At 67.8% G+C, this 26,961-nt stretch carries 23 protein-coding genes; 11 read left to right on the forward strand and 12 right to left on the reverse strand.

Annotated elements, in window-relative coordinates:
* The first annotated feature begins 39 nt into the window (after positions 1 to 39).
* The 7 genes from LIW09_RS12355 to hslU all read left to right on the forward strand — a co-directional run bounded on the left by LIW09_RS12355 (position 40) and on the right by hslU (position 5,101).
* Entirely contained in the window at positions 40 to 402 is a 363-nt protein-coding gene (locus tag LIW09_RS12355) for a YbaN family protein (RefSeq protein WP_187569113.1), read from the forward strand.
* Positions 403 to 427: 25 nt separating this feature from the next.
* Complete coding sequence (gene lptM, locus LIW09_RS12360) at positions 428 to 580, forward strand: LPS translocon maturation chaperone LptM (protein ID WP_256645899.1); 153 nt, start codon at positions 428 to 430, stop codon at positions 578 to 580.
* An 11-nt stretch (positions 581 to 591) separates the two neighbouring features.
* Positions 592 to 1,428: a diaminopimelate epimerase gene (gene dapF, locus LIW09_RS12365; RefSeq protein ID WP_256645900.1), complete on the forward strand. Its 837-nt coding sequence runs from the start codon at positions 592 to 594 to the stop codon at positions 1,426 to 1,428.
* A gap of 9 nt (positions 1,429 to 1,437) precedes the next feature.
* Positions 1,438 to 2,121, forward strand: coding sequence for a DUF484 family protein (locus LIW09_RS12370; RefSeq protein ID WP_256645901.1), 684 nt, complete (start codon positions 1,438 to 1,440; stop codon positions 2,119 to 2,121).
* 61 nt (positions 2,122 to 2,182) lie between these two features.
* Positions 2,183 to 3,058, forward strand: a complete 876-nt coding sequence (gene xerC, locus LIW09_RS12375) for a tyrosine recombinase XerC (RefSeq protein ID WP_256645902.1) — start codon at positions 2,183 to 2,185, stop codon at positions 3,056 to 3,058.
* Positions 3,059 to 3,149: 91 nt separating this feature from the next.
* Positions 3,150 to 3,701, forward strand: a complete 552-nt coding sequence (gene hslV / locus LIW09_RS12380; protein WP_256645903.1) for an ATP-dependent protease subunit HslV — start codon at positions 3,150 to 3,152, stop codon at positions 3,699 to 3,701.
* A gap of 26 nt (positions 3,702 to 3,727) precedes the next feature.
* Positions 3,728 to 5,101, forward strand: coding sequence for an ATP-dependent protease ATPase subunit HslU (hslU, locus tag LIW09_RS12385; protein WP_256645904.1), 1,374 nt, complete (start codon positions 3,728 to 3,730; stop codon positions 5,099 to 5,101).
* A 53-nt stretch (positions 5,102 to 5,154) separates the two neighbouring features.
* Here hslU and LIW09_RS12390 read toward each other — a convergent pair whose 3' ends face one another.
* The 12 genes from LIW09_RS12390 to LIW09_RS12445 all read right to left on the reverse strand — a co-directional run bounded on the left by LIW09_RS12390 (position 5,155) and on the right by LIW09_RS12445 (position 21,905).
* Positions 5,155 to 5,766: a YbhB/YbcL family Raf kinase inhibitor-like protein gene (locus tag LIW09_RS12390; RefSeq protein ID WP_256645905.1), complete on the reverse strand. Its 612-nt coding sequence runs from the start codon at positions 5,764 to 5,766 to the stop codon at positions 5,155 to 5,157.
* 58 nt (positions 5,767 to 5,824) lie between these two features.
* Positions 5,825 to 6,847, reverse strand: a complete 1,023-nt coding sequence (locus tag LIW09_RS12395) for a YheT family hydrolase (RefSeq protein ID WP_256645906.1) — start codon at positions 6,845 to 6,847, stop codon at positions 5,825 to 5,827.
* 10 nt (positions 6,848 to 6,857) lie between these two features.
* A complete protein-coding gene (locus LIW09_RS12400) occupies positions 6,858 to 7,622 on the reverse strand; it encodes a lysophospholipid acyltransferase family protein (protein WP_256645907.1) in 765 nt (254 codons plus the stop codon).
* 85 nt (positions 7,623 to 7,707) lie between these two features.
* Positions 7,708 to 8,070, reverse strand: a complete 363-nt coding sequence (locus tag LIW09_RS12405) for a hotdog fold thioesterase (RefSeq protein WP_256647244.1) — start codon at positions 8,068 to 8,070, stop codon at positions 7,708 to 7,710.
* Positions 8,071 to 8,152: 82 nt separating this feature from the next.
* A complete protein-coding gene (locus LIW09_RS12410) occupies positions 8,153 to 8,767 on the reverse strand; it encodes a YkvA family protein (RefSeq protein WP_256645908.1) in 615 nt (204 codons plus the stop codon).
* Positions 8,768 to 8,857: 90 nt separating this feature from the next.
* Positions 8,858 to 10,813 (reverse strand): phospholipase D family protein, encoded by a 1,956-nt coding sequence (locus tag LIW09_RS12415; RefSeq protein ID WP_256645909.1) that lies wholly within the window; start codon positions 10,811 to 10,813, stop codon positions 8,858 to 8,860.
* Between the two features lie 4 nt (positions 10,814 to 10,817).
* On the reverse strand, positions 10,818 to 11,291 hold the full coding sequence (locus LIW09_RS12420; protein ID WP_256645910.1) for a SixA phosphatase family protein: 474 nt from the start codon (positions 11,289 to 11,291) through the stop codon (positions 10,818 to 10,820).
* Positions 11,292 to 11,372: 81 nt separating this feature from the next.
* Positions 11,373 to 14,297 carry an ATP-binding protein gene (locus LIW09_RS12425; RefSeq protein ID WP_256645911.1) on the reverse strand — a complete coding sequence of 975 codons (2,925 nt, stop codon included), beginning with the start codon at positions 14,295 to 14,297 and terminating at the stop codon, positions 11,373 to 11,375.
* 7 nt (positions 14,298 to 14,304) lie between these two features.
* Positions 14,305 to 15,501, reverse strand: coding sequence for an EAL domain-containing response regulator (locus LIW09_RS12430; protein WP_256645912.1), 1,197 nt, complete (start codon positions 15,499 to 15,501; stop codon positions 14,305 to 14,307).
* A gap of 142 nt (positions 15,502 to 15,643) precedes the next feature.
* Positions 15,644 to 17,986 (reverse strand): beta-N-acetylhexosaminidase, encoded by a 2,343-nt coding sequence (locus LIW09_RS12435; RefSeq protein ID WP_256645913.1) that lies wholly within the window; start codon positions 17,984 to 17,986, stop codon positions 15,644 to 15,646.
* Between the two features lie 98 nt (positions 17,987 to 18,084).
* Positions 18,085 to 20,760, reverse strand: coding sequence for a TonB-dependent receptor (locus LIW09_RS12440; RefSeq protein WP_256645914.1), 2,676 nt, complete (start codon positions 20,758 to 20,760; stop codon positions 18,085 to 18,087).
* 77 nt (positions 20,761 to 20,837) lie between these two features.
* On the reverse strand, positions 20,838 to 21,905 hold the full coding sequence (locus LIW09_RS12445) for a glucokinase (RefSeq protein ID WP_256647245.1): 1,068 nt from the start codon (positions 21,903 to 21,905) through the stop codon (positions 20,838 to 20,840).
* 331 nt (positions 21,906 to 22,236) lie between these two features.
* Here LIW09_RS12445 and LIW09_RS12450 point away from each other — a divergent pair, with 331 nt between their 5' ends.
* The 4 genes from LIW09_RS12450 to nagA all read left to right on the forward strand — a co-directional run bounded on the left by LIW09_RS12450 (position 22,237) and on the right by nagA (position 26,957).
* Entirely contained in the window at positions 22,237 to 23,505 is a 1,269-nt protein-coding gene (locus LIW09_RS12450; RefSeq protein ID WP_256645915.1) for a sugar MFS transporter, read from the forward strand.
* 21 nt (positions 23,506 to 23,526) lie between these two features.
* A complete protein-coding gene (locus LIW09_RS12455; protein WP_256645916.1) occupies positions 23,527 to 24,558 on the forward strand; it encodes a LacI family DNA-binding transcriptional regulator in 1,032 nt (343 codons plus the stop codon).
* A 49-nt stretch (positions 24,559 to 24,607) separates the two neighbouring features.
* Positions 24,608 to 25,642 carry an SIS domain-containing protein gene (locus tag LIW09_RS12460; protein ID WP_256645917.1) on the forward strand — a complete coding sequence of 345 codons (1,035 nt, stop codon included), beginning with the start codon at positions 24,608 to 24,610 and terminating at the stop codon, positions 25,640 to 25,642.
* 181 nt (positions 25,643 to 25,823) lie between these two features.
* On the forward strand, positions 25,824 to 26,957 hold the full coding sequence (gene nagA / locus LIW09_RS12465; RefSeq protein WP_256645918.1) for an N-acetylglucosamine-6-phosphate deacetylase: 1,134 nt from the start codon (positions 25,824 to 25,826) through the stop codon (positions 26,955 to 26,957).
* The last annotated feature ends 4 nt before the right edge of the window (positions 26,958 to 26,961 follow it).

The following is a 26,961-nucleotide window of genomic DNA, read 5'->3' on the forward strand; positions in this document are numbered from 1 at the left end:
CCGCTCCCCTGCCACCAAAACGCAAGGCACGCGCACCCCATGACCCGCCACCTGTGGGCGCTGCTGGCCTGGACCAGCCTGATCCTCGGCATCATCGGCGCGTTCCTGCCGGTGATGCCGACGGTGCCGTTCATTCTGCTCTCGGCGTTCGCCGCCTCGCGCGGATCGGACCGCCTGCGCGGCTGGCTGCTGGCGCACCCGAAATTCGGCCGCGCGATCCTCGACTGGGAACAGAACGGCACCGTGTCGCGGCAGGCCAAGCGGCTGGCCATTGCGATGATGTCGGTGTCCTCGGTGTCGATGGCGATCTTCGCGCCGCGCTGGTGGATGGCGGCCATCGGCATCGCCACCATGGCGCTGGTGTCGGTCTGGCTGTGGCGGCGCCCGGAACCGCGACAGTGAGCCGGGTGCTGGGTACACTTGCCGGATGACCAAGCGCATTGCCTTCCTGTCGCTGCTGCTCTGCCTGCTGACTGCCTGTGGCAACAAGGGGCCGCTGGTGCTGCCCGACGCACCGCCCGCCGACGCACCGGCCGCCTCGCAGCCCGCTGCCGCCGACGCGCCCGCCAAGCAAGATTGAGCCGCGCAGCGATGCATTTTTCGAAGATGCACGGCGCCGGCAACGACTTCATCGTGCTGGACCTGCGCGACGGCAATCCGCCGCCGTTGCCGCCGGTGTGCTCGCGGCTGGCCGACCGCCACTTCGGCGTGGGTTGCGACCAGATCCTGACCGTCGAAGCACCGCGCAGCGCGGGCGCCGTGGCCGCCTACCGCATCTGGAACGCCGACGGCTCCGCCTCCGGCCAGTGCGGCAACGGCGCGCGTTGCATCGCCGCCTGGCTGGTGCGCGACGGCGCCGCCCCGACGGACGGGGCGTTCGCCATCGAAAGCCCCGCCGGCGTGCATCCGGTGACGCGCGACGGCGAGGGCGGCTTCGTCATCGACATGGGCGCACCGCGTTTCGCGCCGGCCGACGTGCCGCTGGCCGGCGTCGATGACGAACGCGATGACTACGCGCTGCAGATCGACGGTGAAACCCTCCACTTCGGCGCGGTGTCGCTGGGCAACCCGCACGCGGTGATCGAGGTCGCCGACGTGGACGCCGCCGAGGTCGCCCGCATCGGTTCGCTGCTGCAAGCCAGCGCGACGTTTCCGCAATCGGTCAACGTCGGCTTCGCGCAGGTGTTGGCACCCGAGCACATTCGCCTGCGCGTGTTCGAGCGCGGCGTGGGCGAAACCCTCGCCTGCGGCAGTGGCGCCTGCGCGGCGGTGGCCGTCCTGGCGCGGCGCGGGCGCGTGCTGGCAGATGCGGATGTCGGCGTGCAATTGCCCGGCGGCAGCCTGCGCATCCGTCACGACACCGCCGCCGACACGCTGTTCATGGGCGGCCCGGCCGCATTCGTGTTCGAAGGGATCATGGTTATCTAGGAGCAGGATGTGACGACTGGATTCGACGGCATCACCGAAAAACTGGGCTCGCATGAGGTCGCCGCATGGCTGCGCCGGCACCCCACGTTCCTGCTGCAATTCCCCGACCTTGCGCTGAGTCTGGTCATCCCGCGTGAAAGCGGCCCGGCCGCATCGCTGGCCAGCTATCAGCTGGAGGTGCTGCGCGACAAGAACCGCGAATTGACCCGCCGCCTGCATGAACTGTTCGGCAACGCGCAGGAAAACGAGCGGCTGGCGATGCGCACGCACCAGCTGACCCTGGCGCTGATGCGGCAGACCAGCGCGGCCGACACCCTGCGCGCGATGGCGGCGGCGATGGCCGAGGATTTCCACGGCGACCTGGTGCGCATCGTTACGTTCCAGCCCTATGCGGGCCTGGACGAGGCCGATTGGCTGCAAGTCATCGCCAGCGACAGCCCCAGCCTGGCCGGCTTCCACGACCTGCTGGCGCAGGGCGAGCCGGTGTGTGGACGCCTGCACCCGGACAAGAATGCGCTGCTGTACGGACTTCGCGCCGAAGACGTGCAAAGTTCCGCGCTGCTGGTGCTGCCGCACGTCGGGTTGGTGGCGGTGGGCAGCTTCGACCCCAATCGCTTCTTCCCGGGCATGGGCTCGCTGTTCCTGCGCATGATGGGCGACGCACTGGCGGCGGCGCTGCGGCGGTTCGATTGATCCTTGCGCCTGCGCACCGCGGGCGCAGGTCATGTCGCGGCCGGGGTGAAGGAGATGCAGCATGAGCGCGATTGACGACTTCCTCGCGCATCTTCACATCGAACGGCAAAGCTCCGCGCACACGCTGGATGCCTACCGTCGCGACCTTGCCGCGCTGGCTGCCTGGCTCAACGCCAACGACCGCGACCTGCTTGCACTGCATGCAGACGACCTGCGCGCGTTCATTGCCGCGGAACATCGTCGCGGCCTGTCGCCGACATCATTGCAACGCCGCCTCTCCGCCTGCCGCAGCCTGTACCGCTGGCTGTTGAAACAGGGCCGGATCGGCGCCAATCCCGCACAGGGCGTGCGCGCACCGAAAGCGCCGCGCAAATTGCCGCAGGTGCTGGACGTGGATGAAGCGGTGCAACTGGTGGAACTGCCCACCGGCGCACCGCTGGGCCTGCGCGACCGCGCGCTGATCGAGCTGTTCTATTCCTCTGGCCTGCGCCTGTCGGAAGTGTGCGGCCTGCGCTGGCAGGACCTCGACTTCGAGCAAGGCCTGGTCACCGTGCTCGGCAAGGGCAGCAAGCAGCGCATCGTGCCGGTAGGCTCGCATGCACGCACTGCGCTGCTGGCATGGCGTGCGGAGAGTGGCGGCGGCGCAGGTGGCTTCACGTTTCCCGGGCGCGCCGGCAAACAGATCAGCGCGCGCGCCATCCAACTGCGGTTGAAGACGCTGGCGCAGCGGCAGGGCGTGTTCAAGCGCATTCATCCGCATCTGCTGCGGCACAGCTTCGCCAGCCACCTGCTGGAATCCTCCGGCGACCTGCGCGGCGTGCAGGAGCTGCTGGGGCACGCCGATATCGGCACCACCCAGATCTACACGCACCTGGATTTCCAGCATCTTGCGAAGGTGTACGATGCCGCGCATCCGCGGGCGAAGCGCAAGCGCTGAATTGGTTTGCAACGGCGTCCGATGGCGCCCCGGGCGCCCGCTTGAACCCACGATGCACGGACCCCACATCGGACACTCGAAGGAGAAACCGATGGATCCCAGCCAGAACCCCCACGTATTCCACGCCACCACCATCGTCTCGGTGCGCCGCAACGGCCAGGTGGTGATTGCCGGCGACGGCCAGGTCACGCTTGGCCACACGGTGATGAAGGCCAATGCGCGCAAGGTGCGCCGGCTGGGCAGGGATGGCCGCATCCTGGCCGGTTTCGCCGGCGCGGCGGCCGATGCCTTCACCCTGTTCGAGCTGTTCGAAGCCAAGCTGGAAAAGCACGGCCAACTGACCCGCGCCGCGGTGGAAATGGCCAAGGACTGGCGCACCGAGCGCCGCTTCGGAAAACTCGAGGCGCTGCTGGCGGTGGCCGATGCCGACACCTCGCTGATCATCAGCGGCACCGGCGACGTGATCGAACCGGAAGACGGCCTGATCGCGATCGGCTCCGGCGGCATGTACGCGCTGTCCGCCGCACGCGCACTGCTGGCGCACACCGGGCTGGACGCCAAGACCATCGCCAGCGAGGCGCTGGGCATCGCCGGCGACATCTGCATCTACACCAACCGCAACATCGTGGTGGAGCAGCTTTAGAACACGCCGCCTCCAGGAAATACGACATGACAGATTCATCTTCCATGACTCCGCGCGAGATCGTCGCCGAGCTCGACCGCCACATCATCGGCCAGCACGCGGCAAAGCGCGCGGTGGCCATCGCCCTGCGCAACCGCTGGCGGCGCGCGCAGCTGGCACCCGAGCTGCGCAACGAGGTGATGCCGAAGAACATCCTGATGATCGGCCCGACCGGCGTGGGCAAGACCGAGATCGCGCGCCGGCTGGCGACGCTGGCCAATGCGCCGTTCGTGAAGGTGGAAGCCACCCGCTTCACCGAGGTCGGTTACGTGGGCAAGGACGTCGAGCAGATCATCCGCGACCTCGCTGACACCGCGGTGAAGCTCTATCGCGCGCAGGCCAAGCAGCGGGTGCGCACCCAGGCCGAAGAGCGCGCCGAAGAGCGCATCCTCGACGCCCTGCTGCCGAAGCGCGAGGCCGCGCCGGGCTTCGGCTTCAATGCCAACGCAACGACCACCGTGGATATTGGCGCAGAGCCGTCGTCGCAGGAATCCGGCACGCGCCAGAAGCTGCGCAAGCAACTGCGCGCCGGCACGCTGGATGAACGCGAGATCGAGCTCGACCTCAGCATGAACATCGGCGTGGACATCATGGCCCCGCCGGGCATGGAGGAAATGGGCCAGCAATTGCGCCAGATGTTTTCGCAGGTTTCCGGCAGCAAGACCCACAAGAAGACGATGACCATCCGTGCTGCGCGGCCGCTGCTGATCGAGGAGGAAGCGGGCAAGCTGGTCAACGAGGACGACGTGCGCGACGCCGCGATCGAGGCCTGCGAGCAGCACGGCATCGTGTTCATCGACGAGATCGACAAGGTCGCCAAGCGCAGTGAAGGCATGGGCGCCGACGTCAGCCGCGAAGGCGTGCAGCGCGACCTGCTGCCGCTGGTGGAGGGCAGCACGGTCAGCACCAAGTACGGCTCGGTGAAGACCGACCACATCCTGTTCATCGCCAGCGGCGCGTTCCACCTCGCCAAGCCGTCCGACCTGATCCCGGAGATGCAGGGCCGCTTCCCGATCCGCGTCGAGCTGGGCGCGCTCGGCAAGGACGACTTCGTGCGCATCCTGACCGAACCCAAGGCGGCGTTGACCAGGCAATACGTGGAACTGATGGCCACCGAAGGGCTGCAGCTCACGTTCGCCGCGGAGGCGGTGGAGCGGCTGGCCGAGATCGCCGCGCACGTCAACGAGCGCCAGGAAAACATCGGCGCCCGCCGGCTGCACACGGTGCTGGAGCGGCTGCTGGAATCGCTGAGCTTCGATGCCCCCGACAAGGGCGGCAGCATCACGATCGATCGTGCTTACGTGGATGCCCAGCTGGGTGACTTGGCGCAGGACCCGGACCTGAGCCGCTACATCCTGTAAGTCGCGCAGCGGCGCTGCCGGCCCGGCAACGCCGCAAGACCCGCGCCCGCAGCTCAGTGATTGAGGCTGTAGGTGCCGTACAGGCTGGCTTCGGCCAGCACATGCCCCTGCATGCCGCGCAGCACGTCGGCGGCGGTGAATGCCTGTGGCAGCGCCAGCGTTGCCGCGTCCAGCGCAAACACGCGGAAAAAGTAGCGGTGCGTGCGCAGGTCATGCGCGGGCGGATACGGGCCGTCGTAGCCGAAGTACTGGCCGCCCATCGCCGCATCGCCGGCAAACCAGCCGGTGTAGTCGTTGAGGCCGCGCGCGCCGCCGGCATCGCGCCCGGTCGCGGGCTTGCCCTTCGCAACCAGGCCGTCGCTGCAGCTGCCGGCCGCGATCTCGCGCACCTCGGCGGGAATATCGGCCACCACCCAATGCACGAAATCCCCGCGCGGATGATCCACCGCGATGGGCGTTGCCGCATCCGCGACCAGCGCGCCGTCGGTGGGCGCGTCGGTGTCGATGCACAGCAGCGCGAACGAACGCGTGCCCTCCGGCACCTCGCTCCACGCCAGGTGCGGGTTGCGGTTGCCGCCAAGGCCGCCCTGACCCGCGCGCGCGCCCAATGCAAAGTCGGCCGGAATCGCTTGCCGGTGTTCGAAGCTGTTGCTGCGGATATGCATGGGGGGGTTCTCCCTGGAATACCTGGAATGGTTGGCAGGTCGCTGGACATGCCTGGGTTCAGCGTGGAATGTACTCCGGCGCCCGCCTGCTTACATCGCTGGCGAGCAGCCGTTGCAGCACCCAGCGCTCGGCATAGCCATCCAGCGATGCGCCTTCGATGAAGCCGCAGTGACCACCGTGCTGCGCCAGCTCCAGCGTGATGTTCGGAAAATCGGCGATGCGGGTGAAATCGTGCAGCGGGATCACCGGGTCATCCGCCGCCATCAGCACGTCAGCCGGAATCTGCAGCGCGCGCAGGCGATCGCCCGCCACCGAATAGCCGTCGAAGTAGGCATCCAGATCGGGGAAATCGGTGTAACGCTCGACCATCCACGCGGTCAACGCGCGCATTCGCAGTCGCAGCACATCGTTTCCGAAGACATGCGCCTGCGGAAACAGGGCGCGCTTGCGCGCCAGCGAGCGCCGCCATTTGTGCTCGAAATAGCGCATGTAGAACGCCGGCCCGGCCTCCATTGCGTCCATCGCCAGCGCCGGGTCCAGCAGCGGGCAAACCGCTGCCACCCGCCGCAGCGACAGCCCCGCAGCCGGCGCGCGCAGGGCCAGGCGCAGGGCGAAGTTGCCCCCCAATGAAAACCCGGCGGCATGCAACGGCAGCGCCGGCCAGCGGCGGGCGACATCGCAGGCCGCAGCGACCACTTCGTCGAGCCGGTTGGAATGGAACACGCCCTGGTTGAGATGATGGCTGCCGCCGTGATCGCGGAAGTTCAGGCGAAACACCGCCAGCCCCGCGTGCAGCAAATGCGCTGCGGTGAGCCGCATGTAGCTGGAATCGGTGCTGCCTTCCCAGCCGTGCAACAGCAACACCAGCCCGCGCGGATCGCCTGCGGCGGGCAGGCTGGCCACGCCCTGCAGGCGCACGCCGTTGCCGGCGTCCACGATCAGCGTTTGGTGGCGTGCGCCGGCCTGCCGCAAGCGCAGGTTGGCGCGGGCGCCGCGCAGCGGGCTGGAGGCCAGCACCGATTGCAGATGCGGATTGCGCAACCACCCCGGGGCTTGGAAAGTGGAGGTTTCCAGGCTCATGCGCAGTGCGTCACGCCTGCGTCATCGCCTGCGCCACGCGTTCGCGCGCGGTCTGCGCGATGCCGCGCCGCCCGCCGTGGTCGCCGGGCTGGATGGGCGGCAGAAAGCACACGCGCACCGGACGCGCCGGCTCGCCCAGCAGGCGCACGAAGTTGCCGAGGAAATGCTCGCCCGGCGCAAACGCGATGATCGGCTGTGCCTCGCTGCGTGCGCCGTAGCACAGCGCCACCGGCTGCACCGGCGCATCCGCCGCCACCGCCGCGGTGAAGATGCGCGCATGGAACGCGCCCAGCTCGCGGCCGTTGCGCGTGCCGCCTTCGGGGAACGCCGCCACCGCGCGGCCGGCGCGCAGGCGCTGCGCCATCTCGGCCATCACCAGCTCCAGCGAATTGCCGTTGCCGCGCTGCAGGAAAATGGTGTCCGCCTGCACCACGATCCAGCCAATCACCGGCCACGTGCGGATTTCGGATTTGGCGATGAAGCCCATCATGTGCTGGGAATCCAGCGCGATGATGTCCACCCAGCTGACGTGGTTGGCGACGAACAGGGTGCCGCCGGCCAGCGGCACGCCTTCGCAGCGCACGCGCATGCCGAAGATCCACAGCAGCGCGCCCGCCCACAGACGCACCGCAGCGTGCGCAATCCGTCCTCCAACCGCCATCAGCAGCAGCAGGATCGGCAAGTGCAGCAGCACATGCCAGAGCAGCAGCGGCACGCGCCACGCGTAGCGCAGCGTGCGCAACAGGGGTTCGACGGCGGGGGGCGTCGGGCTCATGGGAAAACCTTGGTGATTGCGATGCGAGCGCTCAGCCTGAAAGACATCCCGAAACCGTGGCGAACAAAGCGAGGAGTGGCGGCCGTCAGGCCGGCGGATTCGGCAACACGGCCAAGGTGATTCGGCTGATGCAGACCGGCCGGCCCGCCTCGTCCTCGATATGGATTTCCCACACCTGCGTGCTGCGGCCAATGTGCACCGGGCGCGTGGTACCGGTGACGGTGCCGCTGCGCACCGCGCGCAGGTGGTTGGCGTTGATCTCCAGGCCCACCACCGCGTTGCCGTCCGCCATGAGCGCACCGGCACTGCTGCCCAGGGTTTCCGCCAGCGCCACCGACGCGCCACCGTGCAGCAAACCGTAGGGCTGGTGGGTCCGCGCTTCGACGGGCATGGTGGCGCGCAGGTAGCCATCGCCCAGCTCGGTGAACACGATGCCGAGCGCTTCCATCAGCGTGCCGGCAGAGCGGGCGTTCAAGGTCGCCAGGGTGACGCCCTGCGGCCAGGCGAATGTCGATTGCCGCGCCGCGATCTCAACCAATCGAGAACACTCCCGGGCGCCAGGCGCGGACATACGATTGGCGACCGCTTGCATAACCACTGCTGCGGCCATAACCGGTGCCGAAGTCGCGCTCGCGGCGCTGATGCATGCGCTCTTGCAGCTCCTGGCGGCGGCTGTCCAGCCAATCGACGCGTCCCAGCGAGGTCGGATCCACGCCGCGCCGCTCTGCTTCGCGCGCACGGAATTCGCAGAAATCGTCGTAGGCGTCCAGCTCGTGCTTGAGATCGCGCGAGGCCAGCTCGATCATCACCGCGTCATCGAGGAAGCCAAGCACCTGCACGTCGTCCGGGATGATGTCGGCCGGATCAGCGAAATAGGCCAGCGCCGACAGCACCCGCCGCCGGTCTTCGGCAGGCAGCTGCCAACCTGCGTCGCGCACCATCGCGATCATGTCGTCCAGGTGCAGCAGGCGCGCCTTGATGAAATCCGGGATGTGGGTGCGCTGCGCATCTCCCAGCAGGCTGACTGCGGCAGCGATGATGTCCTCGCTGCTCTTGCCTTCCGCCGCCTTGCGGGAACGCTCCGCGGCCGCCTCGAAATGGGCAAGATCGTGGTCGTTGAGCTCGAAGTTCAAAGTGATCGGCATGGCGGGTCTGCGGCAGAATGAAAGAACCGCAGACTAGAACTGCCCGCGGCACGCGTCAATGCGTGGCGGGCCTTCACGCACCTCCCGGAATCACAGGATCGGCGACAGCCCCGCGCCGAACGCGGTGAACACGCGCACGCCCAGCCACTTCAGGCCGATATCCACCTCCGGAAAATCGCCCACCGGCTGGTTGCAGCGGCGGAACTCCGGCGCAAAAGGCGACTGCGGCGCGTCCGTGGGCGGGCAGCCGGGCCCCGGCACGTAGTCGTAGCTGGTGGCGTATTTGTAGGGCCACAGGTCGAACAGCGGCATGCGCTCGGACATCCGCGCCAAGGTGAATTCGACGCCAGCGAGAATGGGGGAGTCATCGCGGCGGCCGATGACCCAGGCATTCCCGGGGGCCATGTCATGACGAATGCTGGCTGCCAGCGCACGGGCGAACGCCGGGTCCTCGATCACCACCGCGCTTTCGGTGTTCAGGGTGTCGCCGCGCGGATCGAAGTTGTGGGTGCCGACCACGCCCACCCGATCGTCCACCACCAATGACTTGGCGTGCAGGCCCAGGCGCATGCCGGCGCGCTTGAGCCGCACCGGCAGGCCGCCGGAGGAAGCGAACGGCGATAGCCGCCCCGCTTCGCTGACCGGTTCGCTGCGCAGGCCGCGCTTGGCCAGCCGCCGCTCACGCAGGGACATGGGCACCTCGGCCGGGCTGCCGCCTGCATCGACATCGCTTGCCGCATCGTCATCCCAGCCGGCGCCGGTCGCGCCCAGTTCGAAGGGGGCGTCGGCGGGAAACGGTTTGAATTCGTGGATTTCGAAACCGAAGTCACGCAGGTAGCGGCGCTTGTATTTGTAGGACATCGCATAGGCGATGAAGGCATCGGTCGCCGCCAGGCTGTTGGTGGACACCTGCACGCGCGGCGGCTGTGGCTGGTGGTGCAGGCTGCGGAACAGGCGCTGGGCCGGCTTCGACAACACCAGATAGGGCGTTTGCAGCAGCACGCTCTGGCGGGCGCCCTCGATCAGGCCCAGCAAGCGTTTGCCGGCGGCGCCCCCGGACTCTGCCGAGTCCGTGTCGCGTCGATGCTTCTGCGGCAGATCCGCGATGAACGCGACGTTGTCCACCGCCATCGCCGGCGTGACGAACCGCTCGCGCAGCACATCGTCATTGGCGACGTCGGCCAGCAGCGCGCGCACGCGCTCGGGCTTGCGGAAGGGATGATGCGGCGGCGGCGGCGGGCCGTGCATGCGCAGGTAGCGGGCAACGTCGCCCAGGCGCTCGGCCGGCACGCTGCGCGTGGAGTCCCAGAAGGCATTGAAATTCAGCTCCATGCCGGCCACTGCCGGGCCTGCCAGCAGCAGGTCGCGGTCATGGAAGTTGTAGTCGTCACCCCAGTCGTAATAGTCGTCCTGGTAGTTGCGGCCTCCGGTGATGCCGACTTCACCGTCGATCAGCAGCAGCTTGTTGTGCATGCGCCGATTGAGCTGGCGCCAGCAGCAGGCGGCGGCCACCGCATACATGGGCAGCGACAGGCGCGCGCGATCCAGCACCGGGTTGTACACGCGCAGGTCCAGGTTGGCGTGCAGCGACGACAGCGCCGCCAGCGTCTCCACCTTGCGCAGCGCCGCCAGCTGATCCACCAGGATGCGCACCTTCACGCCGCGAAACGCGGCAGCCTGCAGCTCGTCCAGCACCAGCTGGGCGGCATCGTCTTCATCGAAGATGTAAGTCTGCAGCTCGATGCTGCGCTGTGCGCTGCGGATCAAATGGATGCGCAGCAGCAAGGCATCCGGCGCGTCATCCAGAATCAGGGCGCGGTGGCGCGGCGCGGCGGGCGTGGAATCGGCCAGCGCCTGTCGTGCCATCGCCAGGACCGGTGAAGGCAGGCCGCAGGCATCGGCGCGTCTGCAATCCACCTGCGCGCTGCGCGCGCCGTGCGCGATGTGTTCGGCGACGTCGCGCTGCTGCGGCGACAAGGTGGCGCAGCCGCTGAGCAGCAGGGCGAGCAATCCCGCCAGCCAATGGCCGGGGGCGTGGCGCTTCATCGCTTCACGGCCACCAGAACTGGGACAGGCTCGCTGCGCCGGGTTCGATGGCCGCCGCCTCCGCAAAAGTCAGCACCGCGATCGCTGCCGGCGGCATGCCTCGGTAGTCGCCGGACTGCCCGCTGTGCAGCAGCGCGGCCAGCTGCTCCAGGCCGGGATTGTGGCCGACCAGCAGCAGGCGCCGCGCATCGTGATGCGCGTCCGCCAGCTCGGCCAACGTGCCCGGGCTGGCTTCGTAGATCGCGTCGGCTTCGCGCACGTCGCCGCAGCCAAGATCACCCAGCGCAGCCAGCGTCTGTTGCGTGCGCGCCGCCGGCGAGCACAGCACGCGATCGGGCTTCAGGCCGTGTTCGCGCAGCCAGTCGCCGGCCGCACGCGCCTCGTCCAGCCCGGTGGGGGAAAGTGCACGCGCAAGGTCGTCCTGCCCGGCGGCAGGCGGTTCGGCATGGGCGTGGCGGAGCAGGATCAGTTCGCGCATTGGACTTCCTTTGTCAGCAGGGCGTGGATTTCAGTGCATGCAGGCAGGGTACACGCGACGCCATGGCACTGCATGCCATGGTCACCCCGGAAAGCGTCTGGCAACGTGCTGGAGCAAACGCGCGCTGGCGGTCTGGATGTCGGTCGCCAGTGGCAGGACCGCCGACCAGTCGCCGCTGCGCCCCGCCGCCTCCAGTGCGGCGGCGGCGGTGGCCAGCTGCTCGGCGCCGACGATCTTCGCGGCACCCTTCATCTTGTGCGCCTGGCGCGTGAGTTCGGGCAGGTTGCCGGCCTCGCGCAGATGCTCCAGCTCGGCCAGATCGCTGCGGGTGGACCCCAGGAAATCCTCCAGCAGCAGCCGGGTCTGCTCGGGATCGTTGCCGGTCAGCGGGCCCAGAATGTTCTCATCCAGGATGGCACCATCCACACCTCCGCCCAGCTCCGGTGCTGTTTCACTTGCCGTGGATTGCGCATTGTTGGCCACCTGCAACAGCGCGCCATCCTCCACCGACATGCCGCCGTCGCCGGCGGTATGCGGCAGCCAGCGCTGCAGGCTGGCGCCGAGGCTGGCGATGCTGACCGGCTTGGTCAGGTAATCGTCCATGCCGGCCGCCAGGCAGCGCTCCGCCTCACCCTTCAGCGCCGAAGCGGTCAGCGCGACAATGGGCGTGCGCGGCAATCCGGCACGACCTTCTTCCTCGCGGATCGCGCGCGCCAACTGGTAGCCATCCAGCCGCGGCATGTGCACGTCGGACAGCAGCAGTGCGTAGCGCCCGCTGCGCCAGCGCTGCAGCCCTTCCATGCCATCTTCCGCAGTCTCCGAGGCATAGCCGGCCAATGCCAACTGCCGCTGGATCACCTGCCTGTTGGTGGCGTGATCGTCCACCAGCAGCACCAGGCTGCGCTCACGCTCGGCGTCGGCCACCGACGGCAGCCGGCGCGGCACGAAGCCGGGCATCTGCTTGCCGGGCGACAGCCTGTCCGGCAGCGCATTTTCCGGCGCGCGCTGCAGCGTCACCTGCAAGCGCATGCTGGTGCCCTTGCCCGGGGTGGAATCCATTTCGATGCTGCCGCCCATCAATTCGGCGATGCGCCGACTGATGGCCAGCCCCAGCCCGGTGCCGCCGAAACGGCGGGTGGTGTCCGCCTCCGCTTGTGCGAATGGCTGGAACAGGCGCGCCTGCGCCCGCGCGCTGATGCCGATGCCGGTATCGGTGACGCGCAGCACCAGCGCATCGCTGCCCAGCGCGCCGTCGCCGGGGTCGTGCCGCACGACGTCCACCGCCGCGACCACGCCGCCGCGCTCGGTGAACTTGATCGCGTTCGACAGGAAATTGCCGATCACCTGGCGCAACCGCACCGGGTCTGCAACGTGCGCGGGCGCCAGCTGCGGATCGATCTCGCAGGTCAGCGCCAGCCCTTTGCTGGAGGCCGAGCCCGCGTAGTTGGCCACCACGCTGCGCAGCAGGTCCGCAAGCGCGGTCGGCATCGGCTCAAGTTCCATCTTGCCGGCCTCGATCTTGGAGAAGTCGAGGATGTCGCCGATGATCCGCAGCAGCGTTTCCGCCGATGCCTGGATGATGTTCAGCGAGCGTCGCTGCTCGCCGTCCAGCCGGGTGTGCCCCAGCACTTCGATCATCCCGGTGACGCCGATCATCGGGGTGCGGATCTCGTGGCTCATCGCCGCGAGGAAGGCGCTCTTGGCATGGTTGGCTTCGCGCGCGCGCGCTTCGCTGTCGCGCAGCGCGCGCTCCAGGCGCTTCAGGTGGGTCAGGTCGGTGGCCACCGCCAGCAAGCCGACGGCGCCCCCGGCGGCGTCGCGCATCGCCGACAGCGCCAGCAACACCGGCAGGGTGCGCCCACGCTTGTGGCGCAGGGCGAACTCGCGCGGCGGCTCGCGGTGGCGGGCCAGCTCGCGCAGCGCCGTCCAGTCGGGCAGCACGGTGTGCCCGTAGGCTTCGCTGAGTCCACGCGCCAGCGCGCCAAGCGCCTCGGGGTCGAGGATCGTGTCCAGCGTTTCCCGCCCCAGCAACGAGCCCGCCGGCCAGCCCAGCAGCTTTTCCGCAAACGGGTTGACCTGCGAGAACACGCCCTCGTCATCCACCGCGAAGATCGCCGTCTGCGCCGCTTCCAGCAGCAGCCGCTGGAACTGCTCGCGACGCTCCAGCGCAACCCGCACGCGCTCGTTGCGCGACAGCTGATCGTTCAACTGGCCTTCGATCCGGCGCACGTGCTCGCGCATGCCCAGAAAGCTGTCCATCACCTCGCCCAACTCGCCGCGCGGGAGATAACTCGGCTGTGCGGTGTAATCGTGCTGGGCCATGCCGCGCGCCAACCGGGTCAGGCTTTCCACGCCGCGATAGCCGTTGCGCAGGATGCGCCGCCCGAAGATCACCACCAGCACCAGGCAGAGCAGCGAGAGGCCAACCCGCAGCCTGCCAATCCACACGTTGCGCAGCTGTTCGGCATGCACCAGCGCTGCCGCGCGAACCTGGCCCCGCGCACCGATTCGCTCCAGCCGCTGCACCAGCGGGTCCACCGATGGATACAGGTCGCGGTCGGCGAACCGGCCCAGCGCCAGGATGTCGCGTTGCTGCAGGATTTGCCTGAGATTGGCCATCGCTGCGTCGGCGCGCGGGCGAACCAGAAGTGCCTGCTGCAACAAGGCACGGCTCTCGTCGTCCAGCGGCATCGCCTGCAGCGCCGCCCATTCCTTCGCCGAATTCGCCTGTGCCCGGGCGATCACGCGCTCCGCCTGGCTCCAGGAGATCAGGTAATTGCGGGTGCGGAACGTGGTGTCCACCACGTCTTGTTCGTAGGCATTGGACAACTGGCGAATGTTGCGCATGCCGGCCAGCACGTCGTCCTGCATCGCCGCCATCGTGCGCTGCGCGTAATACTGACCGACCTGGTCGATCGCCAGCACCAGAAAACCGGTCAGCAGGAAGGCGCCAAACAGGCCCAGCAGCTGGTGGCGGATGCCGAGCCGGGCAGGATCCAGGCGCATGGGTCGCTCAGTGCACCGGGCGCCGCCAGCGCGCGACCGCTGCCGGCAGTTCGCTGCCTGGCACCGGACGCCCGATCAACCATCCCTGGGCAATGGTGCAGCCCAGCTCGGCCAGCAGCTGCCAGTCTTCGATGGTCTCCACGCCCTCCGCCACGGTGTTCAAATGCAGCTTGCGGGCCAGATCCAGACTGGCTTCCACCATCGCGCGCTTGCGCGGCTGCGAGTGCGCGGAAAACACGAATTCCTTGTCGATCTTCAATTCGGTGAACGGCACCTGGGCAAGCTGCGCCAGCGAGGAATAGCCGGTACCGAAATCATCAATCGACAGGCCAAAGCCCTTCAAGCGCAGCCGCGCCAGTACGCCCAGCCCGCGCGCGGCATCCGTCATCAGCGAACTTTCGGTGATCTCCAGCACCACGTCCTCCGGCAGCAATCCGTGGTTTTCCACGATGGACTGGTAGCGATCCGCCGCCGCCGGATCCGCCAGCGCCAGCGGCGACACGTTGACCGACAGCTTCAGGCGCATGCCCTCGCGCTGCCAGTGCTGCAGCCACTGGCAACCCTGATCCAGCATGCATTCGGTCAATTCAGCGGCCAGCCCCTCGCGCTCCAGCACCGGCACGAACAACATCGGCCGCACCACGCTGCCATCGCTGCGCTCCCAGCGGGCCAGGGCTTCGACGGCCACCACCTTGCCATTGGCGAACTCCACCTGCGGCTGGAACCACGGCACCACTTCCCGCTTGCGCAGGCCGTTCGCCAGTTCCTCGGTACTGAAATCGGCCTCGCTGGATTCCGGCACCTCGCCCACGCTCTCGCCATAGCGCGACAGCACCGCTTCCAGCTTGTCGCGGGTCAGCGGCTTCTCCACGCTGCCCAGCACGCGCAGGCCATAGGCGCGCGCCATCGTTTGCACCGTGTTGAGCAGCGCCGGATCCAGCGCGCTGACCACCACCACCGCGCGGGCCAAATGCTCCTGCGCGATCAGGCCGATGCATTCGATGCCATCCATGCCCGGCATGTCCAAGTCCACCAGCACCACGTCCGGCGGCGCGCCCTGCTGGCGCAGCAGCGCCAGCGCAAGCAGCCCATCGGCGCCTTCCAGCACATGCTCAACGCCCAGCTCGGCGAGCAGGCGCACTGCGATACGGCGCTGGAAGCCGTGATCTTCGACCACCACGATCTGCAGTTCTGACAAGCTCATGCCATCTCCCCGGATGCATGCGGCATCCAGTTAGCCTACCCCAGCGCAGGCCATGCGTGGGGATGCCGGCCGTGCAACAGGTCACGAAAGCGAAGCCGGGCTTCCCAGCCGCGGTCGCAGCTCCCGGTGGCCCCGTGATCGGTCAGCGCGGCAGCAGCGTCAACCGATCCAGCACCCACATCGCCGGCCGGGTGTCGCCGGTGAACCACAGGCAGAGGTCGGCATCGGCAGGCGCGTCGTGCAGCGGTGCGCGCAGGGTCACGAAGCCATCGGGATCAGGTTGCGCCGGCATCGGCAGGCTGGCCAGCCGCGGGCCGTCGCAGCCTGCGTGCAGTTCCAGTTCGCCGTGCGCGGTGCTGGCCGGCTTGAACGTGCGGTGCGGCTCATCGTGGGCGAGCTGGAAGAAATACGGGATGCGCCCGGCGCGCACCTCGACCGCGCCGATGGCGGCCAGCGGCGCCCGCTTCCACAGCCAGCAGGGATTGAAGATGTCCACGTTGAAGATCGCACGGTCACCGAGGCGCGGGCCGTCGTCCTCCAGCCGCAGCATCAGCTGGCCGGTGCACATCGCCAGCTCCTCGTCGCTGCGGGTGAGCAGGCTGGCCGACGTCATCTCGCGGACGACCGGCGGTGCCAGCGGCCTGCCGTTGAAATACGCCTGTGCCTGCAGCGTCACCGGCAACGCCAGCCGCAGCGGCCTGGCATAGATCGGCGAACCGGCGTTGGGTGGGTTGCCATCGGTGGTGTAACGCACCTCGTAGCCCAATGGCTGGCTGATCGCCTCTTCCACCGTGCCCGCGCGCGGCGATGCCAGCGGTGCCAGCTGCGGCTGGAACGGGGTGCGTGCGTAGGCGATCCCCGCCTGCGACCAGCGCGGCAACATCGCCGGCAGGCGGGTGAGGAAGTCCCGGTAATCGCGCCTGCCCGGCGGCGACCATGCCACTTCCGCCAGCGCGGCGATGCGCGGAAACAGCGCATGCTGCACGCGCGCGGCGTTGCGCATGTGCTCGGTCCACAGGTTTGCCTGCACGCCAAGGATGTGCGTCGCCTGCCGTGCATCCAGCGCCTTCGGCACCGGCTCGAACGCATACACCTGTTCCAGCGAAATGGTGGCCGGGCGCCCCGGCGGCTCGTCGCCCGAGGTGGTCTGCAAATAGTCCAGGTAGAGATCGCCAGACGGGCTCATCACCACGTCATGGCCCTTCTTCGCGGCGTCGATGCCGCCCTCGATGCCGCGCCACGACATCACCGTGGCCGACGGCGGCAGTTCGCCCATCAGGATTTCATCCCAACCCAGCAGGCGCTTGCCGCGTGCGGCCAGCGCGCGCTCCAGGCGCGCCACCATCCACGCCTGCAAGCCTTCCTCACCGTCCACGCCCAGTTCGCGGATGCGCGCCTGCATCTTCCTTGATGCCTTCCACTGGTCTTTCACCGCTTCGTCGCCGCCGATGTGGACGAACGTGCCCGGGAACAGCCGCGCCACCTGCGCCAGCACGTCCTCGAGGAAGCGCATGGTCGCTTCGTCGGCGTTGAACAGGTTGACGTTGACGCCCCATTCGTTCGACACCGCGAGCGGCTGCCCGGACACGCCCAATTGCGGGTAGGCCGCGATCGCGGCAGTGGCGTGGCCGGGGATGTCCACCTCCGGCACGACGTCGATGTGGCGCGCGGCGGCATAGGCCACCACCTCGCGGATCTGCGCCTCGGTGTAGAAGCCGCAGTACGGCGCCGGCTTGCCGGTGGCCGCATCGATGCCGCCGTCGCCCGCGGGCAGGCGGCAGCTGCCCACCGTGGTCAGCTTCGGCCAGCCCGGCACCGGGAAGCGCCAGCCCTGGTCGTCGGTCAGGTGCCAATGGAAGACGTCCAGCTTGAGCTGCGCCATCGCGTCGAGCAGGCGCTTGATCTCGTCCACCGACTGGACGTGCCGCGCCGAGTCCAGCATCACCCCGCGCCAGGCAAACCGTGGCGCATCGTCGATATGCAAGGCGGGCAGGCGCACGCTGCGCGCCGTCATCCCGCCCGACGTGAGCAGCTGCGCCAGCGTCACCGCGCCGTAGTACAGGCCCTTGGCATCGCCGGCGTACACCCGCACGCCGCGTTCGTCGATGTCGATGCTGTAGGCGTCCGGCGACGCCCACGCACGCGAAGCATCAAGCGCGAACACGATGTTGCCCGTGCGGCTGCCCTCCTTGGCCAGATCCAGCGGCAGCGCCAATCCACCACCCAGCATGGCCTTGAACTGCCGTCCGACGGCGCGCACGGCGGCGCCATCGCCCGCGCGCAAAGGCGTGTGCGCGTTGACCACGAAACTGCCGCCGGTCAGCCGCATCTGCGCCGGTTGCGGCAACAGGCGCGGTTGCACGACCGCATCCGCGGCAGCCGCGGCCTGGAGGCCGGCACTGCCAACGGGGCCGCGACAGGCCGCCGTCAACAGGCACAGCGCAACGGCGGCAACGGGCAGGCAGATCGCGCGACGTGTCTTCATGTGGATTCCCTTGTGCGCTGGAGGCTTGCATCCTCCATCAAAAAAGCGGGGCCCGGAACGGGCCCCGAGGGGAGGGTTACGCCATTGGAACGTCGTGCTCAGAACTTCAGGTGCGCGTTGAGGTAGTACTGCCGGCCATTGCTGTAGAACGCGGTGGGAATCGCTGCATTCTGGTAGTACTTGTAGGTCGGGTTGTTGAGATTGAGCGCATCCAGGCTGAAGCTCAGCCAGTCGGTTGCCTTGTAGCTGAGCGATGCCGAGACCGTGCCGAAATCGTCCTGATAGTAGGGATTGGCGCCGGACAGCCCGATCAGGAAGGCCGAGCGATAGGTGTAGCTCACGCGTGCACCGAAGGTGTCGTTCTCGAAATAGGCACCCACGTTGTAGGTGTTCTTCGAGGTGCCCAGCAGGTGATGGCTGCCATCGGCCCAGGTATGCGCGGCACTGCCATCGGCATAGGTGTAGTTGGCGTTGATGCCGAAGTTGTCGCCGATCGGCTGCTCGTAGGAAAGCTCCAGCCCGGTCACCTTGCCATTGGCGTTGACCGGTACCGCCACGTTATAGGCCTCGAGCTGGTGGGTCAGCTCGCTGAACAGCATCTGCGTCTCGGTGCCGAAGGCCACGAAATCCTTCAGATTCATCGAGTACGCCGCCACCGACACCAGGCCGCGTGGCATGAAGTACCACTCCAGGCTGGCGTCGAAGTTGGTGGACAACACCGGCTTCAGATGCGGGTTGCCGCCGCCGCCAGTCTTGTTCAGGTCCGAGCCCCAGCTGGATGCGCCCAGCGCGGAATAGTCGGGCAGGGTCTGGGTTTGCGACGCGGCAAAGCGGAACAACAGGTCATCGGTGAGCTTGAACTTCAGGTTGGCGCTTGGCAGTACGCGACTGACCTTGTTGTTCGTGTACATCCGCTTCCACATGCCGAACAGGCTTTGCACGTCTGCATTGGCGGCATTGCTGACCGACTGGTACGTGTTCACGTCCTGATCGATGTTGACGTAGCGCAGGCCGACGTTGCCGCTCCACCTGTCGCCTTCGAAATTGGCCTGCACGTAGGCGGCAAAGTTCTTCTCGCCGACCTTCCATTCACCTCCGAAATTGTGGCGCCCGGTGGGGCCGTCGTTGTTCGATAGCCACGTGGAATTGGCCAGGATCGCCTGCTTCATCGCATCGGTGGTGAAGTACCACAAATCGCGCGGGAAATTGCCGCCGATCCCGCTGGCAAAATCGCTTGGATACGCTGCAGTAGCACCGTTCTGCAGCGCCGGCCAGATGTTGCCTGGGCTGGCGCCCTCCGGCGACAGTGCCTCGCGCGTGTGGTCGGCGTAACGCGCGCCGAAGTCCAGCGAGCTGAGCGCGCCGCCATTGAAGTAGCGGCTGAAATCAAGATTGACCCAGTGCTCCTTGTCCTTGCCCGTCACCTGCTGGTTGCCCCAGGTGCCGAAACCGGTGACGCCGCTCGGGGTGATGTTGCCACCCACGCTCCAATCCACGGGCGCATCAATGCCATGCGTGTTCCAGCTGGCGCCGCCACCATGCGCCAGCGTCACTTCGGCGATGAACTGGCGCTCGGTGGAACCGGTACCGCTGGTGGCGCCCGCCTGGAACCTGGCGTTGAAGTCCTCGTTGATCTGCCAATCGGCATCGAAGGTGACGTAGCTGGACTTGGCCACGGCCTCGCGCGAGATCATGTCGTAAACGGCGTAGTCCTTGTTCGGATCGCCCGCATAGGTGGCGCTGACCAACACCCCATCCTTGACCACATACCCCGGATTGGGCGACTGGCTGGCGGCGAAGTTGCCGCCCCACAGCATGAAGTTGCGGTTGTAGTTGTCGGCTTTCAGCTTCGAACTGAAGCCGTTCAAACCGAGGGTGAGGTTGTCGGCCGGCTTGAACTGCAGCTCGATCAAGCCTCCGGTGCGGTCGCGGGTCTGTTCGAACAAGGTGGAGCCCAACAGGCCAGGGGCCCACACATTGGCCAGGTCCGGATGCGCGAGCGCCGCCACGCTGGTCGGGCTGATCTGGAAGAAGCCGCCCGGAATTTCCTGGGCCTGGCGGCTCAGCGAACGCTTTTGCCTGAACGCCTGCACCATCACGCCGAAGGTGCTGTCGGTGTTGCGATAGTTGAACAGCGCTGCCAGCTGCGGGTCGTTGGCACCGGCATTGTCCGAACGCACCAACCCGGCGCTGCCTTCAAGCGTGAGCTCCTTGGCGAACTCCAGCGGCTTGCGGGTGATGATGTTGACCGTGCCGGTGGTGCCGCCATCCTGCAGCTTGGCTTCCGATGACTTGTGCACTTCCACCGAGCGCACCAATTCCGATGGCAGCAGGGTGTAGCTGACGCTGCGGCCCACGGTGCCGCCCTGGCTGAGCACGAACCAGTCGGCGCTGCCAACGGTGTGACCGTTGATCAGGGTCTGGGTCAGGCTGGGGCTGGTGCCGCGCAGGCTGACGCGATCGGCTTCGTCGAAGCCGCCTTCATCGGCGCTGGACGAACTGATGTTGACGCCCGGCAGGCGCTGCAGGGTGTCGGCGACGTTGTGCGCCGGCAGCTTTCCGACATCCTCGGCGGTCACCACTTCCACATGGGAATTGGCTTCGCGCTTCACGTCCAGCGACTTTTCCTGTGCGCCGCGAATACCGGTCACCACCACGGCGTCGAGGTCCTTGGCTCTCTGGTCGGCAGGCTTCTGATCCTGCGCGTGGACAGTTCCAGCCATGCCAAGCACGGCCACGATACTGAGCGTCAATACGTTCTTGCGGACTTGCATTGCTGGTTCTCCAGGGCTGTTGTGGCGTCCGGCCCCGCCTTTCATCGGGTCTTTCGCCGTTGGGTCGCGTTGTTGGGTCAGGTTGCTGGCTGCGGTTCGGTCTGGTCCCGGTGAAGACGTTGCTGCAGGTGTTGCAGGTACCAGCTCGCCGCACCGAGGACGCCGAGCCTTTCGTTTTCGACCAACCGCACCGGCACCCGCTCCAGCACGGCGCGCATCGCGCCCTTGTTGGTCAGGCGCGCGCGGAATTCGCTGCGCGGCAGGAAGTCCGCGATCTGCGGCACGATCCCCCCGGCGACATACACGCTGCGGGCGCTGGCGATCATCGCGAGGTCGCCAATCACGCTGCCCAACAGCGCGCAGAACGTCAGCACGGCTTCCAATGCAACCGGTTCGCCCAGGCGCGCGGCCTGGGTAATCGCCGACGGCGCCTGCAGCGGCGCCTGCAATGGCGTGCCGCGCAGCTCGCACAGCGCCTGATGGATGTTCGCCAAGCCAGGGCCGGACAGCAGGTGTTCGGTGCAAACGTGCGCATGGCCGCGCCGCCGCAACCAGCGCAGGATGTCGATCTCGCGCTCGTCACCGGGCGCGAACGCGACCATGCCGGCCTCGGTAGGCAGCACCACCACGCCGGCATCGTGCGGAATGCAGATGGCCGCACCCAGGCCGGTACCGGGGCCCACCACCAGCGCCGGGCCGGGCTCGCCATCGGCCACGCCGGGGGTCAACAGGCGGCAATCGGCTGGCGCCAGTCGGCCGCTGCCGTGCGCGGCGGCGGCAAAATCGTTGACCACGTGCAGCTCGCGCAGATGCAGCTGGCGGCGCAGCTCGGCCAAGGAGATCCGCCACGGCAGGTTGGAATTGATGACCTCGTCGTCCAGCACCACGCCGGCGCTGGCGATGACCATGCACTCGATGCCTTCGCGCGCCGGATGATCGGCCACGAACTCGGCCAGGATCTCGCCCAGCCCGGGATAGTCGGCGCAGGGATAGCGACGCCAGGACAACACCCGGATGCCGCCGTCGGGCTCGGCACGCACCACCGAGACCCGGGCACTGGTGCCGCCCACGTCGGCGGCAATGAAGCAGCCGCCGGGCACAGGCGCGCGCGCCGGCGCGCACCACGGCCGGGCCGCAGTCGCCATCGCATCGCTCGCCATGCTCGCCCCCTCACCCATGCCCGTCTTCCCCTCGTGCAGGAGGTCGACTTTGCACATGGATGACATCGTTGTCAACACTCTTTCGCGGATTCGTCCGCTGCCGAATCCGTCTGTGCCAATGCCTTTTTTTCATGCTGCAGCGAAGCATTGGCGCTACCCAATAGCCTATCCAGACAGCTGGCACGCTGGGAACACGGCGCAGATGTTCTGACTTTTCAAGACACCGTTGCACCTTTTCTTGTCCTGTGCGTCAATCAGATTGTCGCGCGATACAAAATTTGGCCATCACCGCCCCGGATCCGGAGACCAGACCCTCATGTCCACGTTGTCTACCGCTGCTGCGCCGCGCCCGCATTACGGCGCCATCGCCATCGTTGGCGCGCTGTTCTTCATCTTCGGCTTCGTGACCTGGCTCAACGGCCCACTGATCCAGTTCGCCAAGCTGGCGTTTGACGTCAGCGACAGTCTGGCCTTCCTGATTCCCTTCGCGTTCTACATTTCCTACTTCTGCCTGGCGCTGCCGTCGTCCAGCATCCTGCGCAAGACCGGGATGAAGAAGGGCATGGCACTGGGGCTGTTTGCGATGGCCATCGGCGCACTGGTGTTCGGCCAATACACCACGGGCCGCGTGTTTGCCGGTGCGGTGGTCGGCATCTTCATCATGGGCGCCGGCCTGGCGCTGCTGCAGACCGCATCCAACCCCTACATCAGCATCCTTGGGCCAATCGAGGGCGCGGCCCAGCGCATTGCCCTCATGGGCATCTGCAACAAGCTGGCGGGCATGGCCGCGCCATTGGTGATCGGGGCACTGGTGATGCACGGCCTGGGCGATTTGAGCGCACAGGTGGACGCCGCCGACCCGCGCACCCGCGAGCACCTGCTCGACGCATTCGCCGCACGCATCCATGACCCCTACATGCTGATGGCCGCGCTGTTGGCGCTGCTGGCGGCCGGCATCCTGTTTTCGCCCCTGCCCGAGCTGCGCGCCGAGGATGCCAACCGCGAAACCGACGGCAAGCCCGCGCGCGCCAGCCTCCTGCAATATCCGCACGTGTGGCTGGGCGCGCTTTGCATCTTCGTTTACGTGGGCGCCGAGGTCATGGCCGGCGACGCCATCGGCACCTATGGTGCCGGCTTCAGCCTGCCGCTGGATCAAACGAAATTCTTCACCTCCTTCACCCTGGGCGCGATGCTGGTCGGCTATCTGGTGGGCCTGGCGCTGATCCCGCGACATGTTTCGCAAGAGCGCTGGCTGGCGGTGTCTGCGGTGCTGGGCGTGGCACTCACGCTGGCCGCGTTCGCCACCCACGGCATCGCTTCGGTGGCGTGCGTGGCAGCGCTGGGGTTTGCCAACGCAATGATGTGGCCGGCGATTTTCCCGCTCGCGATCCAGGGCCTGGGCCGCTACACCGAGCAGGGCTCGGCGCTGCTGATCATGGGGATTTCCGGCGGCGCGATCGTGCCGCAACTCTTCGTGCACCTGAAACAGGTGCTGGATTTCCAGCTGGTGTTCCTGCTGCTGATGGTGCCCTGTTACCTGTATATCCTGTACTTCGCCACCCGCGGCCATCGCGTGGGGCGCTGAATCCACTTCCCCGGGAACACCGTGCGCAAGCCCACCATCAAGGACGTTGCCGCCCGCGCCGAGGTCTCGCTGAAGACCGTTTCGCGCGTCATCAACGATGAAGCCGGCGTCCACGCTCGCACCCGCGAACAGGTTCGCAAGGCGATCGCCGACCTGGACTACCGGCCGGATCCCTCCGCCCGCAGCCTGCGCAGCGCGCAGTCGTACGCGCTTGGGCTGCTGTACGACAATCCCAATCCGTACTATGTCATCGCGATGCAAAACGGCGTGTTGTCGGTGTGTCGCGAAACCGGCTACGGCCTGCAGATCCATCCCTGCGACGCGTCGTCGCCGGACCTCGCCAACGACATCATCGCGCTGGTGCGCAACGCGCGGCTGGCCGGCATCGTGCTGGCACCGCCGATGTCGGAACAGCAGGCACTGGTGGATACGCTGCGCGCCAACGGCATCCGCCTGGTGCGCATCGTGTCGGCTTCGCGCGCGCCGCAGGATGGCAGCGCCTGCATTTTCGTGGACGACCGCGACGCCGCCTACGCGATCACCGAGCACCTGATCCAGCTTGGCCACCAGCGCGTCGGGTTCCTGTGGGGCGGCAAGTCGCACGGCTCGTCGTGGGAGCGCTTCAAGGGCTACGAAGACGCACTGCGCGATTACGGCATCGAGCCCGACCCGGCGCTGGTCGTGGAAGGCGACTACAGTTTCGACGACGGCTTCCGTGGCGCGCGCCGCTTGCTGGCGCTGCCCAATCGACCGACCGCCATCTTCGGCAGCAACGATGAAATCGCCGCCGGCGTGCTGGCGGCGGCGCGTTCCGGCGGGCTCAACGTGCCCTACGACCTGTCCATCGCCGGCTTCGAAGACAGCCCGTTCTCGAAGCAGAGCTGGCCTGCGCTGACGACCGCGAAGCAGGCCACCGAAGACATCGCGCGCCGCGCCACCCGACGCCTGCTGGAAGACCTCCGCGACCAGCCGGTTTCAGCGCTGGCAAACGAAGGATTCAGCCCGGAACTGGTGGTGCGCGGCTCCACCGCGCCGCCGCGGCCGGGCGCCTGACGTCCACCCTGCACCACATTCCCACCCCCATCACCACGGATCGCCCCCCATGCCATCCCCCGACAGCACCTGGATGCACGCCGAAGCCGCCGAGGCGGCCGCTGCCGTTGCCCGCCAGTTCGCCGCCAATGCACCGATCATCGACACCCTCGTCGAGCACCTGCGCACGCATCCGCCACGCTTCATCGTCACCTGCGCGCGCGGCAGCTCCGACCATGCCGCCACCTATGGCAAATACCTGTTCGAAACCGAACTGGGCTTGGTCACCGCGTCGGCCTCACCCTCGGTGGGCTCGGTGTATGCCGTGCAGCCGAAGATGGATGGTGCGCTGTTCGTCGCCATTTCGCAGTCGGGCAAGAGCCCCGACCTGCTGCGCAACGCGGAGATCGCCAAGGCCGCCGGCGCGCATGTGCTGGCGTTGGTGAACGTGGCCGACTCGCCATTGGCCAGACTCGCGCACACCGTGCTGCCGCTGCACGCCGGCCCCGAAAACAGCGTGGCGGCGACCAAGAGCTATCTGTGCTCGCTGGCCGCGCTGCTGCAGCTCACCGCGCGCTGGAGCGGCGACGGCAAGCTGCTGGCGGCGGTGGATGCGCTGCCGGAGGCGATGCGTGCGGCCTGGGCACAGGACTGGTCGGCGCTGACCTCGGGGCTGCGCCTGGCGCGACACCTGTTCGTGCTGGGGCGTGGCTTGGGGTTGGGCGCGGCGCAGGAAGCCGCGCTGAAATTCAAGGAAACCTGCGGCCTGCATGCCGAGGCATTTTCATCGGCGGAAGTGAAGCATGGGCCGATGGCCATCGTCGGCCCCGACTTCCCGGTACTGGTCTTCGCACAGGACGATGACATCGGCGCCGGGACGGCCGACGTGGCACGGGAGTTTCGCGGACGCGGCGCGCCCGTCTGGCTGGCGCGTCCCGGCACGGCCGGTGCCGGCGTGCTGCCGCTGCCGCCTTCGCCGCATCCGGCCTGCACGCCGATCCTCACCGTGCAGGCGTTCTACGCAGCCGCCAACGCCCTGTCGCTGGCGCGCGGCTTCGATCCGGATGTGCCGCCGCATCTGAACAAGGTGACGGAGACGGTGTGATCCATTCTCCTCCCCTACGCTGCATGAGTAAGGAGGGGCGATGCTGTGCTCCTCCCCTTTCACCGCAGGCGAAGGGGGAGGTTGGGAGGGGGTTGGTTTTTGATTCCTTCCGAACAGCACCCCTCCCCAACCCTCCCCTTCGCTGCGCGAAAGGGAGGGAGGCCCGCAGGAGCGCCACCGCATGACCACCCGCATCTTCCACAACGGCCATGTCCTGACCGACCGCGGCTTCGAGCGCGACGCCTGCGTGCTGGTCGAAGACGGCCACATCGTCGCCGTGTTGCACGGCGCACCGCCGGCAGCGGGCCGGCACATCGACCTGCAGGGTGGCTATCTGGCACCCGGTTTCATCGATGTCCAGGTCAACGGCGGCGGCGGCGTGCTGTTCAACAACCACGCCTCGGTGGACGGCATCGCGGCCATCGGCCGCGCGCACCGCCGGTTCGGCACCACGGGCTTCCTGCCGACCCTGATCAGCGATGCGCCGGAGATGATGCGGCGCGCGATCAGCGCCACCCGGGACGCCATCGCGCAGGGTATCCCCGGCGTGCTCGGCATCCATCTGGAAGGACCGTATCTGGCCGCCGCGCGCAAGGGCACCCACGACGCCGGCAAGTTCCGCGTCCCGGATGCCGATGACATCGCGCTGGCAACCGCGCTGGACAACGGCATCACCGTGATCACGCTGGCGCCCGAGCGCGTGCCGGTCGCCAGTATCCGGGCGATGGTCGAGCGCGGCGCAATCGTCTGCGCCGGGCATACCGCCGGCAGCTTCGACGAGCTCCGCGCCGGCCTGGATGCCGGGATCACCGGCTTCACCCACCTGTTCAACGCGATGACCCCGCTGCAGGGCCGCGAGCCTGGCGCGGTGGGCGCGGCACTGGACGATGCCGACAGCTGGTGCGGGATCATCGTGGACGGCGTGCACGTGCATCCGGCCTGCCTGCGCGTGGCGCTGGCCGCCAAGCCGCGCGGCAAGGTGTTGCTGGTCACCGACGCGATGCCGATGGTCGGCGCCGACGACCCCACCTTCAGCCTGTACGGGGAAACCATCGCCGCCGTGGACGGCGTGGTGCGCAATGCCGCCGGCGCGCTGGCCGGCTCCGCGCTGGACATGGCCAGCGCGGTACGCAACACGGTGCAATTGCTGCACCTGCCACTGGACGAAGCCTGCCGGATGGCGGCGCAGTACCCGGCGGAGTTCCTCGGCCTGGGCGGCGAACGGGGCCGCATCGCCCCCGGTTATCGCGCCGACCTGGTGCTGCTGGATGCGGCTCTCGACGTGCAAGCCACCTGGATCGGCGGCATCGGCTGATTCC

Origin of the sequence: Thermomonas paludicola, from assembly GCF_024498955.1 — a bacterium.
Taxonomy (GTDB): domain Bacteria; phylum Pseudomonadota; class Gammaproteobacteria; order Xanthomonadales; family Xanthomonadaceae; genus Thermomonas; species Thermomonas paludicola.

Coding starts and splice junctions, on each gene's coding strand:
- LIW09_RS12440 (WP_256645914.1), bottom strand. CDS start 20,760: ATGCAAGTCCGCAAGAACGTATTGACGCTCAGTATCGTGGCCGTGCTT.
- LIW09_RS12415 (WP_256645909.1), bottom strand. CDS start 10,813: ATGAAGCGCCACGCCCCCGGCCATTGGCTGGCGGGATTGCTCGCCCTG.
- nagA (WP_256645918.1), top strand. CDS start 25,824: ATGACCACCCGCATCTTCCACAACGGCCATGTCCTGACCGACCGCGGC.
- xerC (WP_256645902.1), top strand. CDS start 2,183: ATGAGCGCGATTGACGACTTCCTCGCGCATCTTCACATCGAACGGCAA.
- LIW09_RS12400 (WP_256645907.1), bottom strand. CDS start 7,622: ATGAGCCCGACGCCCCCCGCCGTCGAACCCCTGTTGCGCACGCTGCGC.
- LIW09_RS12405 (WP_256647244.1), bottom strand. CDS start 8,070: ATGGAAGCGCTCGGCATCGTGTTCACCGAGCTGGGCGATGGCTACCTG.
- LIW09_RS12410 (WP_256645908.1), bottom strand. CDS start 8,767: ATGCCGATCACTTTGAACTTCGAGCTCAACGACCACGATCTTGCCCAT.
- LIW09_RS12435 (WP_256645913.1), bottom strand. CDS start 17,986: ATGAAGACACGTCGCGCGATCTGCCTGCCCGTTGCCGCCGTTGCGCTG.
- hslV (WP_256645903.1), top strand. CDS start 3,150: ATGGATCCCAGCCAGAACCCCCACGTATTCCACGCCACCACCATCGTC.
- LIW09_RS12425 (WP_256645911.1), bottom strand. CDS start 14,297: ATGCGCCTGGATCCTGCCCGGCTCGGCATCCGCCACCAGCTGCTGGGC.
- dapF (WP_256645900.1), top strand. CDS start 592: ATGCATTTTTCGAAGATGCACGGCGCCGGCAACGACTTCATCGTGCTG.
- LIW09_RS12390 (WP_256645905.1), bottom strand. CDS start 5,766: ATGCATATCCGCAGCAACAGCTTCGAACACCGGCAAGCGATTCCGGCC.
- LIW09_RS12420 (WP_256645910.1), bottom strand. CDS start 11,291: ATGCGCGAACTGATCCTGCTCCGCCACGCCCATGCCGAACCGCCTGCC.
- hslU (WP_256645904.1), top strand. CDS start 3,728: ATGACAGATTCATCTTCCATGACTCCGCGCGAGATCGTCGCCGAGCTC.
- lptM (WP_256645899.1), top strand. CDS start 428: ATGACCAAGCGCATTGCCTTCCTGTCGCTGCTGCTCTGCCTGCTGACT.
- LIW09_RS12430 (WP_256645912.1), bottom strand. CDS start 15,501: ATGAGCTTGTCAGAACTGCAGATCGTGGTGGTCGAAGATCACGGCTTC.
- LIW09_RS12445 (WP_256647245.1), bottom strand. CDS start 21,905: ATGGCGACTGCGGCCCGGCCGTGGTGCGCGCCGGCGCGCGCGCCTGTG.
- LIW09_RS12450 (WP_256645915.1), top strand. CDS start 22,237: ATGTCCACGTTGTCTACCGCTGCTGCGCCGCGCCCGCATTACGGCGCC.
- LIW09_RS12355 (WP_187569113.1), top strand. CDS start 40: ATGACCCGCCACCTGTGGGCGCTGCTGGCCTGGACCAGCCTGATCCTC.
- LIW09_RS12395 (WP_256645906.1), bottom strand. CDS start 6,847: ATGAGCCTGGAAACCTCCACTTTCCAAGCCCCGGGGTGGTTGCGCAAT.
- LIW09_RS12460 (WP_256645917.1), top strand. CDS start 24,608: ATGCCATCCCCCGACAGCACCTGGATGCACGCCGAAGCCGCCGAGGCG.